General features: G+C 74.2%; 12 protein-coding genes. All 12 read left to right on the top strand.

The genetic code is table 11. The annotated features are described in order from the left end of the window. Positions 1–67: 67 nt before the first annotated feature. The 12 genes from ACZ34W_RS37875 to ACZ34W_RS37820 all read left to right on the top strand — a co-directional run bounded on the left by ACZ34W_RS37875 (position 68) and on the right by ACZ34W_RS37820 (position 13063). A complete protein-coding gene (locus tag ACZ34W_RS37875) occupies positions 68–1306 on the top strand; it encodes a cytochrome P450 family protein (RefSeq protein ID WP_465610945.1) in 1239 nt (412 codons plus the stop codon). 25 nt (positions 1307–1331) lie between these two features. Next, on the top strand, positions 1332–2555 hold the full coding sequence (locus ACZ34W_RS37870) for a cytochrome P450 family protein (protein ID WP_465610943.1): 1224 nt from the start codon (positions 1332–1334) through the stop codon (positions 2553–2555). Positions 2556–3022: 467 nt separating this feature from the next. After that, positions 3023–3439: a hypothetical protein gene (locus ACZ34W_RS37865; protein ID WP_465610941.1), complete on the top strand. Its 417-nt coding sequence runs from the start codon at positions 3023–3025 to the stop codon at positions 3437–3439. Beyond that, complete coding sequence (locus ACZ34W_RS37860) at positions 3436–3636, top strand: DUF5999 family protein (RefSeq protein WP_465610939.1); 201 nt, start codon at positions 3436–3438, stop codon at positions 3634–3636. Before ACZ34W_RS37865 ends, ACZ34W_RS37860 begins: the two co-directional genes overlap by 4 nt. 125 nt (positions 3637–3761) lie before the next feature. Further along, the gene (locus tag ACZ34W_RS37855) at positions 3762–4568 is read left to right on the top strand and encodes an SAM-dependent methyltransferase (protein WP_465610937.1); all 807 of its coding nucleotides are present in this window, start codon (positions 3762–3764) and stop codon (positions 4566–4568) included. Between the two features lie 26 nt (positions 4569–4594). After that, positions 4595–5254 (top strand): hypothetical protein, encoded by a 660-nt coding sequence (locus tag ACZ34W_RS37850; protein WP_465610935.1) that lies wholly within the window; start codon positions 4595–4597, stop codon positions 5252–5254. After that, the gene (locus tag ACZ34W_RS37845) at positions 5254–5922 is read left to right on the top strand and encodes a hypothetical protein (protein ID WP_465610934.1); all 669 of its coding nucleotides are present in this window, start codon (positions 5254–5256) and stop codon (positions 5920–5922) included. Before ACZ34W_RS37850 ends, ACZ34W_RS37845 begins: the two co-directional genes overlap by 1 nt. Positions 5923–5974: 52 nt before the next feature. Continuing rightward, positions 5975–6430, top strand: coding sequence for a hypothetical protein (locus ACZ34W_RS37840; RefSeq protein ID WP_465610932.1), 456 nt, complete (start codon positions 5975–5977; stop codon positions 6428–6430). Beyond that, entirely contained in the window at positions 6427–8346 is a 1920-nt protein-coding gene (locus tag ACZ34W_RS37835) for a hypothetical protein (RefSeq protein ID WP_465610930.1), read from the top strand. Before ACZ34W_RS37840 ends, ACZ34W_RS37835 begins: the two co-directional genes overlap by 4 nt. 66 nt (positions 8347–8412) lie before the next feature. After that, a complete protein-coding gene (locus ACZ34W_RS37830) occupies positions 8413–10212 on the top strand; it encodes a hypothetical protein (protein WP_465610928.1) in 1800 nt (599 codons plus the stop codon). Positions 10213–10217: 5 nt separating this feature from the next. Then, entirely contained in the window at positions 10218–11102 is an 885-nt protein-coding gene (locus ACZ34W_RS37825) for a Scr1 family TA system antitoxin-like transcriptional regulator (protein WP_465610947.1), read from the top strand. Between the two features lie 98 nt (positions 11103–11200). After that, positions 11201–13063, top strand: a complete 1863-nt coding sequence (locus tag ACZ34W_RS37820) for a hypothetical protein (protein ID WP_465610926.1) — start codon at positions 11201–11203, stop codon at positions 13061–13063. Positions 13064–13215 lie beyond the last annotated feature (152 nt).

The raw sequence follows: 13215 nt of genomic DNA, 5'->3' as shown, positions 1-13215 counted from the left end.
GGGCGCTCGTCGCTCCCCAGACTCCCCACTCCGTTCAAAGCCGGACGAAGTGAGGTGAACAGCAGCGTTGGCCAAAATCGACCAGCCTCATCACCAGCCGACCGGAAACCCGGCCGACCAGGCACCCGTACCCCTCTACACGCAGGAGTTCGCCGCCGACCCACACGCCGCCTACACCTGGATGCGGCAGCGCTTCGGTTCCCTGGTCCCCGTCGAACTGCACCCGGGCGTCCCGGCGACCCTGGTGATCGGCTACTACACCGCGTTGCGGATCCTCCACGACCCGGTCCGGTTCCCGGCCGACCCGCGCGCCTGGCAGGCCACCGTCCCCGCCGACTGCCCGATCCTGCCGATGACCGGATGGCGCCCCAACGCGCTGCGCAACAGCGGAGCGGCCCACGAGCGCTATCGCTCAGCGAACCTCGCGGCCCTGGACGCCGTCGACCTCCACCAGCTGCGCGCCACGGTCCAGCGGGCGGCCGCTGGCCTGACCCCCGGCCTCGCGCGGCACGGCCAGGCCGACCTGGTATCCCAGTACGCCCTGCCTCTCGCGTTCCAGGTCCTCAACACCCTGCTGGGATGCCCGCCGCAGATCAGCGCCCAGGTCGCGGACGGCATGGCCCGGGTGTTCGACAGGGTCGACGGAGCCGAACACGGCGAGGCGATGATCTCCCAGGCCCTCGCCGCGCTGGTCGCCCTCAAGCGCGCCTCCCCGGGCGACGACATCACCTCCCGCCTGATCGCCCACCACACCCGCCTGAGCGACGAGGAACTGGTCCACCAGCTCGTCACCCTCTACGGCGCCGGCATCGAGCCGCAGACCCACCTCATCACCAATGCCCTGCGTCTGATCCTGACCGACGAGCGATTCGCGGGAAGCGTGATCGGCGGCACCCTCACCGTGCGCGACGCCCTCGAGGAGGTCTTGCACCGTAACCCGCCGCTCGCCCAGTACTGCCTCTCCTACCCGCCGCTGCCGGTCGTGATCGACGGGGTACTGCTGCCGGCGCACCAACCGGTGGTCATCGGCATGGCCGCGTGTAACAGCGACCCGGCCGTGGCCGGGGGACAGCCGGCCGGAAACCGCTCCCACCTCGCGTTCAGCGCCGGACCGCACGCCTGCCCCGCCCGGACCCCGGCCTACGTGATCGCGCAGAGCGCCGTCGAACTCCTCATCGACACCCTGCCCGAGATGCGACTCGCCGTCCCCGCCGACCAGCTCCGCTGGCGACCCGGCCCCTTCCACCGCGCCCTGGCCGCCCTGCCCGTGCACTTCCCCGCCACCACACCCGCCCCGGCCGCCTGACCGGACCGTCCGAAGGAGCCCGCACGTGAACGAGCCGTTCGTCCTCGACCCCACCGGCCGCGACCGCGACGCCGAGAGCACCCACCTCAACACCGCGACCGCCACCCGCGTCGACCTCCTCGGCGTCCAGGCCTGGGCCGTCTGCGACCCGGCCCTCCTGAAGGTTCTACTCACCGACCCGCGCGTCTCCAAGGACGCCCGCCGGCACTGGCCCGAGTTCCCCGACGTGGCCGAGGCGTGGCCGCTCACGCTGTGGGTAGCGGTCGAGAACATGTTCACTGCCCACGGCGCCGACCACCGGCGCCTGCGCCGCCTGATCAGCGCCGCGTTCACCGCCCGCCACATCCACGCCCTCCGACCGCGCATCGAGGAGCTGACCTCCGCCCTCCTCGACGACCTCGCCACCACACCCGCCGGGGAGCCGGCCGACCTGCGCGAACGCCTCGCCTACCCGCTGCCCATCCAGGTGATCAGCCACCTCCTCGGACTGTCCGCCAAGACGACCGGCGACCGCGACTTCCGCCGCCTGGTCGACGCCGTCTTCGACACCACCCTCACCGCCGAGAAGGCCCGCACCAACACCACCGCGTTGTACGCGGTCCTCGACGAGCTCATCGCCGCCAAACGGACCACCCCCGGCGACGACCTGACATCCCTGCTCATCGACGCCCGCGACACCGACGGCGACGGCAGCGCCCTGACTGAACAGGAGCTGCGCGACACCCTCCTGCTCGTCATATCCGCCGGCTACGAGACCACCGTCAACCTCATCGACAACGCCCTCACCGCCCTGCTCACCGACCCCCTCCAGCTCGGCCACGTCCGCGCCAGCCGTGCCACATGGGGCGACGTCGTCGAGGAGAGCCTGCGCCACAGCGCGCCCATCGCCCACCTGCCACTGCGCTACGCCATCGAGGACATCGACCTTCCCGACGGCACGACGATCCTCACGGGTGAGGCGATCCTCGCCTCCTACGCCGCCGCCGGCCGCCACCCGAGCCTGCACGGCGACGACGCGGACACCTTCGACGCCCTACGGGCCGTTAAGGAGCACCTGGCGTTCGGCCACGGCGTCCACTTCTGCCTCGGCGCGCCGCTGGCCCGCCTGGAGGCCGAGAGTGTCCTGCGCCTGTTCTTCTACCGATTCCCCGACGCCGTCCTCGCTCCCGGTGTCCGGCTGCAGCCGGTGGAGTCCCTGATCTCCAACGGCCACCAGGCGCTGCCCGTCCTCCTCGCCCCCGCCACGTAGGCACCACCGTCCGGAGATCCGCCATGTCCCCTGCGTCACCCCAGTCGCCGCGGCGCCATCCACTCACCGGGGCCAGCGGATGCGTTCTCGCACTCACCGCAGCGGCCGGTGGTTCGGCCGCGATGGCGCTGCTCGTACCGCGGCTGCGCCACATGGCCGGCTCACCGGACTGGCAGGCCGTCCTCCTCGTCGTCTTCGTCGCGGCGGCTGCCGCCGGAGCGGCGGCGAGCGACTGGGCGCGGCAGCGCATCCGCACCGAGCTGCCGCAGTGGCGCTCCCCTTCCCCGGGCGGGCTGCCCGGGGCCCACGGCGGCCGTTCGGGTCAGGGCCGCACCATTCCATCCCACGAGCGGACCCGGCAGCCGAGTGGCCGCCGAGCCGGCCTTCCCCACCCCACCGCCCGGCGCCCTGATCCAGCGGGCACTGCGGTGTCACTCGTGTCCGCGCCACCTTCCCTCGGAGGTCCGATGCCGCACCTCACCGATCCGAACCCCGCCACAGTCCCGGTCATCGCCCTGCTCGCCAAGCGCACCGGCACCGCGCAGACCACCACTCAGGTCCTCACCCAGGGCTTGACGGTGTCCACGACCACCTACCCGGACGGAACCTGGGCCGCCGTCCACGGCCCCGGACAGCCCGGCCCGGCCGTCTTGGCCTCCAGCTCCCTGCCGAAGGGGCTGCACCTGACCAGCTTCGTCCACGTCGATGGGCGGCCCCTCCCATCCGAAGACAGCGCGGGTGACGAGTGGACAGTGCGGGCCTGCGTGGTGGGAGAGCGGGCGGTCGTCACGCGCACGCCCTCAGCCGAACGCTTCCTGCCCCGCGTCCTGCTCACCATCCCCACCCTGCCGTCCGGCGGCACCACCCTCCAGGAGCAGTCATGAACTGCCAGCACAAGGGCGGCTGCCCCGACGGCTGCGCGAGCGACGCCCTGGCCGCCGAAGCGCTGGCATCCCATCCCGAGCAAGGCTGGACCCTGCTGTGCAATGGCGCCCTGCTGTTCGAGGACACCGGCGCGGTTCTGCCCGACGGCCGGATGGTTCAGCCGGTCTACGTCGCCGGATCGGGGCGTGCCGCGTGAACGGGCGGACCGGGCAGGGCCCCGGTTCCACGCGGCGCCCGGCCGGGCACGCCGCCGCGCCCCGCTCGCACGCGGTCCTCCTCGTCGAGCCGCCCTTCCACCAGAGCGGCCGCACAGGCAACGGCGTGGCCACTCCCTGGGGGTCCTGGCCCGACACTGCGGCCACCACCCCGCTGGCCACGGATACCGCGACCTCGGCCCGGGTGGCCGCCCTCCTGCTCGGCGGCAAGGACCACTTCCGCGCCGACCGCGACGCCGCCGGACGCCTGCTGGACGCGGATCCCGGTTGGGCCCAGGCCGGCCTAGCGGCCCGCCGGAGCGTGCTGGCCACGGCGGGCGCGCTCGCCACGCACGGCTACGACCAACTCGTGGACCTCGGCTGCGGCCTGACCACCGGGCCGGGCGGCACTGCGCTCGCCCCGCTGCACACCGCCATCGCGGCGGCCCGTGCGGACACACGCACCGTCTACGTCGACCGCGACCCGATGGTCCTGACCCACGCCCGGGCGCTCCTTCAGGCCCCGGCACCCACCACCGCACGACACCTACACGCCGACCTCTCCACTCCCGCCACGCTCTTGGCGGCGCTGCGCGCGGCGCTGGACTGGTCCCGGCCCGTCGTCGCCGTGCTCTCCGATGTCCTGCACGAGCTGACGACGCGTGAGGCCACCCGGCTGCTGGAGGCGCTGCGCGTCGGCCTGCCCTCTGACAGTGTGCTGGTGCTCACCCACCGGACGCCCGGCCCCGGTGACAAGGCCCGGGAGATGGCGGCCGCGCACGCCGGGACGGGCCTGGCGTGGCATCCGCGCGGCCCCGGGCAGGTCGCGGCGCTGACCGCCAGGTGGCGGCCCGTCCCCGACGCAGTGCTTCCGCTGCGGAAGCTCGACGGCTTTGCCGCGGCTACCGTCACGAACGGGAGCCCGATCCGGTGACCGGTATGCCCCACGGAGCGCCGGCGGTGACCCTGTGGTCCGAGGAGACCCGCACGGGCGACCTCGTCCTGCGGCACGTGCCCGGCGACACGTTCCGGGCCAGCCGGGTCCTCGGGGTCGGCTACACCGATGAAACACCGGCCGACCGGGACGCCATGGGCGTGCTCGTCCAGCGGCGCGTCTCGGCGCCCGGCGTGGGCACCGCGCGCCTCAAACTAGTCCACCCCGCGCGCCAGCACCGCTCCATGGCGAACGAGCTGTGCCAGGGATGCGACCAGCCGGCGGACCGCACCGCGGACGGGACGCTGTGGCTGATGCCCCGCCCGCCGGGTCAAGCGCCGACTGCCTGGCCCGAGGGCGCCGTCGTCGAGCACCCGCCGATCTGCCTGCCGTGCGCGCTGCGCTCCCGCGGTGCCTGCCCGGAGGGCCGGCGCCGCGGATGGGTGGCGGTGCGTGTCGCTGACAGCGAGCTGTGGGGCGTCGCCGGTCCCATCTACGAAGCCCGCGACGGCCGGCCCATCGAAGTCGGCATTCAGAGACTCAGCTACGACGACCCGCGTCTGGGCTGGGTCGCAGCGACCCGATGGCTCCGGACGCTATGGGACTGCATACCCATGGACCTGGACGCGCAGGCCCCGGGGGCGCCGGCCCACGACCACCCCACCCCACGACGATCGGACCCCTGATGCCCCGCCCTTCCGTACCCCGGCCCGCCCGACTCCCTCAACACTCGCCCCTGGATCCCGCCGTCGAGCGTTTCGAGGCGCTCTCCGACGCCCTGGCCGCCACCCTCATGCCATGGCCGGCCGGCGACGACCCGGCCCGGGTAGCGGCGGCCCTCGATCCGGGGGTCGGCCGCTCGGCCGCGCCGGTGCCGCTCTCGGAGCGGGTCGAGGCGGTGGCGCGTGCCACCGGGCTGCCTGTGGCACTGGCGAGCGACCGCGGCGACCCGGTGCGGATCAGTGCGGACACGGTGACGGGCACCGACGGCACCCGACGCTACAGCCTCACCGAGACCCTCTACGACCGCGGTCTGCGGGTCGTCGTCTCCGTACCGGCCGACCTGCCGGCGCCCGGCCCCGAGGCGGTGGAGGCCGCGCGGGAGGCGCTGAGCGACTGCCGCTCGCCGTTCAGCGCCCGCGCCATGGATGTCGACGGGGCACGCGTCCCGGCCGCCGAGTACCGAGAACGGCACGACGGTCCGTACGCCGCACGCAGTGCGACCGTCCGCGGATGGATCGTCAGCTTGATCGGCGACCTGTCTACCGGACCCGTGCCCGCCATCACCCTCCATCCCCCCGGAACCGCCTGTACTGCGCTCGGTGGCCTGCCCGCCCACGGCGATGCCCGCTGAGCGACCCACCGCGCACCCGACCCACACCGCCCCGAACCGCACAAGGACCGCAATGCCCACCGTGCCGACCCCGCCCGCAGCCCCGTCCACCCCCCTCCCCCCGGCGACGGTGACGCTCGCCCTGTTCGACGACAAGACCCGCCCCCGCCGCACCGACCTCCTGCTCACCCCGGCCGGGGACACCGTCGGCACCCGGACCACCTACAACGACGGCTCGCGGCTGTGGATGCTGTCCGGCGTGAGCGTGCAGGACGCCGCCCGCACCGCTCTCGGCCCCGGCCCGACCACCGCCGGCCCGATCACGTTCATCCGCGTCGACGGCCACCACCACACCGCGGAGCAGCTTCGCAGCACCACCGCGACCGCCCGCGCGCAGCAGGTGCGCGACGCGGTGCTGGTGCTGGTGACCGACGGCCGGCCGAGCGGCGCGACACCGCGGCTGCGTCTGGAGCGCACCAGCGTGGCCGCCCCCGACGGCAAGGTCGTCATCGAGTGGGGGCAGGTGTGAACGACAACCGCGGCAAAACCTCGGCACCCAGCCGGCACGCGCTGCTCACGGATCCCGAATCGCTGTGGTGGGCCAGGATCCTGGCCGGGCCGGGCTCCGTGGACGCGATCGCGGCCCGGCTGGCCCGGCCGAAGGAAACCGTCGGTGCGGCGTTGGAGACTCTGACAGGTGCGGCGGGCGCGCGTGACCGCGGTGAACTGATCGCCCGCTACGCCCTGGCCGGGCACCTGACCGAGCGTGACCTCGGCGCGGCCGACGGATCGACTGGTACGGAGTGGGACGCGGGGGAGCAGCTGCTGCTGCGCCTGGTTGCCGCTGGAGCCTCGCGGCATGACATCGCGGCCGAGGTCGGCGTCGCCACCGCCACCGTGACGAGGTACGTCCGTGCCCTGATGGCCCGGTGCGGCGTCGAGGAACCGCACCAGGTGGTCGGGCTGGGCTGCCTGGCGGGCGTGGTGCGTGCGGCTGACGTGCGGCCCGATCAGGGGGGCGGCGCGGCGGTGGCCGTCCCGGAGCACCTGTTCGGTCTGCTGGCGCCGCTGCAAAGGGGGCTGGCCACCGGGCGGGCCCTGGCGGTGCTGCCGCGAGTCGAACAGCCGGCGCTGGGCGCCGCGGTGGCAGGGGCCGAAGTCCATTCGGCGGGAAGGGTGCTCGTCGTCGCGCCGTACGGGCCGGCGTGGCAACGGACCGTGGCCCGCTTCGCCGCCCAGCGCCGCCACGGCGGGCAAGCGGTGGCCGTCCTGGACCGGGACGAGTTGGCCCGGCCCGGGATCCGCACACCGTTCGACATCCCTGTGGCAACGTACGCGGCAGCACTGCGCCGATACGCGGGATCGACGATGCCGGCCACCGTCGTCACCTCTCCCAGAGGCCTGGAGATCGTCGCCGCCGCCTCCCGCAACGCCCCTCGGGAGACGCCCTACGACCTGATCGTGGCACTGGACGCGCACCTGCCCGAGGTCGCCGAGCGGGTGGGCCGACACGAGTGGTGCCCGCCCGGGCGCGGCGTGCTGTGGCTGACGTCGACGCCCCGGCTGACCGCCGCCGGGCGCGACCGACGCGAGGGCGCAGACCCCTACGCCACGGGACCGGTGGTGGCGGCTCTCAAGCCCAGCCAGGCGGCCGAGAGCGGGGTACTACGCGGTTACCGGCTCGCCGCGGCCGCGCTACCAGACGGCACGTCACGGGCTCCGCGCCTGGCACGGCTCGTCCTGGACCTCGCCGCCGCCCACGACCTGACCCGCCTGGTCGTCCACTGCGCGAGCGTCCTCGACGCCCGGCGAATCGCCCGCGCGATCACCGACACCCGACCCGGCGCCAGCGTGTGGGCCGAGGTCCTGCCCAGGCCGGGAGAGGAACGCGACACCGTGGTGGAGCACTTCACCCACGGCGGTGAGCAGGTGCGCGTGCTGGTGGGTGACGGCCCGCCGCCGCCACGCCTGGACGCCGACGCTCTCGTCCAGACCACCGGCGACCGTTCGACCGCACACACCGCCGCCGTCCTCGAAGCGGCCCTCACCCCAGCCGAACGTAGAGCGACGCCGCTGCTCGCCGTCGCCGCCGACGACGCCCGGGACGGCACATGGCCGGCACTGGCGGCGCTGGCCGCGGCGGCCGCCGCCTTCGACCCGAACCTGCGCGCGGTCCTTCGGCGCGCTCGCGAGAACCGGCCCGAAGAGGGCTGGGAGGGCCTGGAGTTCGCGCTGCCCATGGCGTCCGAGGCGGACAGGCGCCGGGCCCGGGCGGTGTCCGCCTGGGCGGACACGACCTGGAACGAGGAGATGCGGCAGACCGCCACCCGCTCCGCGGCCACCCATCCTCGCCCACGTCCCGACACGCTCTCGCCCAGCGGCCGGCGCCTCGGAACGTGGCTGGACCGGCGCCGCCACACGGCACGTGCCGCCCCCCAGCCGTAGGCCTTCTTCCCCCGAACGCGGCCCGCCCGACAGCCGCCCCCTTCGCACCTCAGGAAACCACCCCGCATGACTGTCTCGTTCCCCGACCTCCGGCCGACCGCCCCGACCGAACGCGCACTGGCCGGCACACTCGCCAGCGACGAGGACTCGCTGTCCTGGGCGCGGCTCCTGTGCCGCCCCGGTACCGAGGCGGACATCGCCCGCACCCAGAAGCTGCCGGCCGAGAACGTCCGCCGAGCGGTGGCCGGGCTGATGCAGCGCTCCAACTGCGCCACTCGGGCCCACCTCGCTGCCACTTACCTCCTGTCGGGACTCCTCGGCCACCTCACCCCTTCAACCGTATGGACTAACCCGCGCGAGCTCGAGTGGACCGACAAGGTCCTGCTGCGCCTGGCTGCCCGCCTCAGCACAGCGGAGATCGCGGTCGAGCTGAACGTCACCACGGACACCGCGCGCCGCCGCCTCGCCCGCCTGCTCGCCGAGCTGCTGACCGACTCCGCGCACGCGGCAGCCATCGCGGGCGCGTCCATGGGCGTGGTCCGCCCCTGGGACGTGCGCCCCGACGTCGACCTGGCCCTTCCCACACCTCCCACCGACGAGGCACTGCGCCCGGCCGCCGCGGCTCTCGCCGCCGTCCTGGCCCGGGCGCCGCACCGGGCGACCGGACGCATTCCCCGCAGTGAGCAGTCCCAGGTGTCGGTGGCCGCCGCTCTCGCCCATTGCGGTCTGACGACCCGCATCCTGGTGGTCGCACCGCACGGACCCGCGTGGGACACAGCCATGGAGGTGTGGGGCGCCGCCCGCGCCCACGTAGGCGGCGTCGCCGGGGTCCTCACACCCGCACAGCTGCCGCATTACGTCGAGCTGCCCGACGCCTGGCCGGTGGCGACATCGACTCGGGTCCTGCTCGACCTCGCCGGAATCCGCCGGCCGGTCACCGTCGTGTCCACCCTCCAAGCGCTGCCCCTCCTGTCCTGCCTGGAGAACTTCGCCGGCTGGGACCTGATCGTGACCCTCGACACCCACCGCGGCGACAGCCGCCCCAGCGGTCCGGGCCAAGGCGCCGGCGACCGCCCGCGGCTGCCCGAGGCCGCCGCCCATCTGACCCTGACCTCCACCCCGCCGACCGCGCCAACGGCCGACCGCGGACCACTCGCCGCACACCGGACCGTCGCCGAAGCCGCCGCCCAAGGCCGCGCGCGCGAACACCGGCTGCTGGCCGCAGCCCCGCCACCGGTCACCGCCAAACGCGGCGCGATGACCGACCAGGCGCTCCTGCTCCTCGACACCGCCCGCCGCCACGGGCTGCGCCGCGTCCAGGTCACCTGTGCGACAGGCCAGAAGGCCCGTCAACTCACCGCCGCCCTCGGGCGGGCCGCCGTCATGCTGCCCACCTGGACACGCCCGCGGTCGACGTGGACGGCAACCCTGACCCCGTTCACCGCGGCCCCCCAACGGTTCGAGGCCCTGCGCCACCTCGCGAACGGGAAGGAGAGCGTGCGGATCCTGATCACCCGCGGCCCAGTGCGCGCCACCGGGGCGGACGCCCTGATCCTCCTTGACCCGCCCGACGCCGAGGCGGCGGCCGAGACGATCGAGTGGGCACTCGACCCCCGTGACCGCGACACCGGACACCCCCTCCTGGTCGTCGCCGCACTCCTGCCCGACCAACCGGACCACACCCCTTTGGCCGCTATCGCCCGGGCAGCCACGGCCCTGGACCCCGCACACGCCGACCGTGCCGCCCTGCACCCGCCCGGCACGACGTGGGCGTGGCTGGAGACCGGTCCGCACCTGAGCGCCCGCCACCACGAACAGATCGCCGCAGTGACACAGGACCTCGCTCGCGCCGGAGGGACGGCGTGACCCGCATGCTGGAGGAGAGCGCCACTCAGGTACCGGGCCGGGTCCTGGCAGCCGGACCGGCCGTCACCCGCCTGCGCCTGACCGGCCTGCGCACCATGATGGGCATCGACCTGCCGGCCCTGGCCGCAGCGTCCCGCCTGGGCCGGCATCGGATCGAGGACATCGAGCACGGCCGCGCCATGCCGACCCGCCACCAGCTCGACACCCTGCTCGCCGCACTGGACGCGTCCGGCGAACTCGACGCACTCACCGAGCTGTCCACCAGCGTCCACGAGAGCGTCACCGACCGGTCGCACGGCTGGGCCACCCGCCTCGCCAGCGTCCTGACCAGTGCCACGGCCTGGCGAAGCGCGTGCGGGGATGTGATCCCGCTCGGGCTGCGCACCCCCGGGTACCACGCCGCCTGCCCGCAACCGGCGTCGACCCACCACGCCGCCCAGGACCTGGCGGTGCTGGCCGCGCTCGCCACCACCGTGCCGGCCCGCTGGACACACCCGCTCGCGGTGGTCGACGAGTCGGTTCTGGAACGCCCGACGGGAACTCCCGCGAGGGTGGCAGCCCAGCTCGACCACCTCGCAGAGCTGGTCGAGCAACGGCGCGTGAGTCTCGCGATCGTCGCACCGGAGGCCGCCCATCCCGGGCCCGCGCTCATCGAGGTATCGGCCCGCCACGTCGGCCCGCTGGTCCTCGAACTCACCCCCGACGGGGTGCGGTACCGCACCGGGCGTGCGGCGGCCGACGGCCGAGCGGTGATCGAATCTCTGCGGCACCGCGCCGGTCCCGTCACCCGGACACCGGACCGTCTGCGCTGGGCGGCACGGGCCATGAGGGCCCGCACCAGTCGCCGCGGCAAGGCCGCCTCCGCGACCCGGCCGGGAGTCGCGCCATGACCGGCTGGACAACCAATTCGAGCGGGGCCGTCGGGACACGCGACGACGGCTCGCGCGGCCACCGGAGCGCAGACGCCGACACCGCGCCCAAGAGGGCGGTGAGCGACGATGAGGCGAGCCTGGTCGCTCTCCTGGCGTCCGGCCTCGAGGTCTCGGTGATAGCCGCGATGCACGGGGTCGCGGAGGCGGAGGTCGAACGGGCGATCACCGACCTGTGCGCACACCTGGGCGCACCCTCCCGGCCGGCGCTCGTGGCCCGGTGCCTCCTGGACGTCACCGTGGACCGAACGACGGTCAAGAGCGTGTGGAGCACACGGTCCAGGGATGTCACCGGCGCCCAACTCGCCGTGCTGCGGCTGGTAGCCGCCGGACACACACTCGCACGCGCCGCCGACCTCGCGGGAATCGGCCGGACCCGGGCCCGTACGAGCGTGGCGCGGCTGCTCAGCACCTGGGGCACCACCCTGGAGGGCGCGGTAGCGATCCTGGTCACCGACGAACGCATCGACGAGCGATGCCTCGACATCCCCACCCCCGAGGGACCCTGGGGCGACGACATCGACGAGCCCGCCCCGCGCCCCCTGCCCGAGCCCGCCCCTGCACGGGCCCCCGCACGGGTCCTGATGACCGGCGACCGCACAGCCCTCGACCACCACGCCCGCACAGCCCTGCGCGCGGCGCACCGCGCCGCCCTCATCCTCCAGGACGGCGACCTGGCCTACGCGCTGACCCGATGGCGCGCCGAGACCGATCCCGCCACCACAGTGGTCGGCGTCCTCGGGCCCGGCGAGCGCGCCCCCGCACACCGCCGGCCGGCCGGGTGCCCGATCGTCCCCGCCAGCGGTGACCTGCTGGCCCACCTGCGAACTCCCGGCCAGCTACTGCTCGTCGCGACCCGCGACGGCGCCCAAGCCCTCGCATCCGAACACCGCCACCACCGGCTCCCCACCTGGGACCTGATCGTCGTCGAGGACATCATGGCCCTGGACGCCGCCGGCCACGACGCGGGCGATCTGCTCTGCGATCCCGCGACGCCGGCCACACACCGACTGCTGCAGAGCACCGCGACACGCTTCGTCGACGGCTCAGGCCGCCAGTGGACCGCGCAGGCGGGACCACGCCTGGGCCAGACACGCCACCTGGGCCCATCCATCAACCGGGCCTACCGGCTGGACGTGGCGCTGACCGCGGTCACCAGGCCCAGTGACGGCCGGGCCCTGCTCGCGGCCGCGGTCCGCCAACTACTGGACGCGGCCGCGCGGCCAGACCTTCGGCACGTCACCGTGCTGTGCCCGGACGAACGCACCGCACACAAGCTCATCCGCCAACTGCAGGAGCATCCCAACCCGAGGCCGGCCCGAGGGCGGACCTGGCTGACCGCGTGCCTGACCCCCGACCAGAACACCGCCACCCGCAACAGGACACTGGAGCAACTCGCACGCGGAGCACACGGCGTGGTGGCCGTGACCGAGCCGTCGGCGATCCCGCCCGGATCCGGCGCCCTCCTGCTCCTGGCCGCCGACCGGTGGCCATGGCGCACGCTCGCCGCCCTCGAACGCGTCCTCGCCTCGCCGGCACCGCCACTGCACCTGATGACCGGACCGGCAGAGCTGACCACGGGCCGCCGCCCGCGAACGGTGGCCACCGCCCTCGCCGCACCCATCGCCACCCTCCGGGCCCTGTCCGCGCTCGACCCCCACCTGCACCACCGCCTCAAGACCATCCACGACGAAGGAGGCGATCCCTTCGAGCCGGGAGCCGTACTCGACTGGATCAGCCTGCCTTCGCAACTGCCCCCCGCCACACGACGCGAGATCGCCATGACGCTCCTCAACGCCAACACGGCCACACAACCGACCCCCCGGCCCCCTGCGCCGGCCTTCCACCGCCCCGACCAGCGACCCACCCCCCGAACCGCGCGCCCCGCCGACGAGCCGGACGCCCACCCGACGCCCGCCTAACCAATCCGCACAACCCCACCCACCGGGCCCACCCGCCCACAGGAAGGAACCCCCTCATGGCCGGCCGTATCGAGGACTACGCACTCATCGGGGACATGCAGACCGCTGCCCTGGTCAGCAGGGACGGAGCGGTCGACTGGCTGTGCCTGCCC

Source organism: Kitasatospora sp. NPDC022856 (assembly GCF_055561235.1).
The sequence above is the reverse complement of the archived record's forward strand: the minus strand, read 5'-3'. Positions and strand labels throughout refer to the sequence as shown.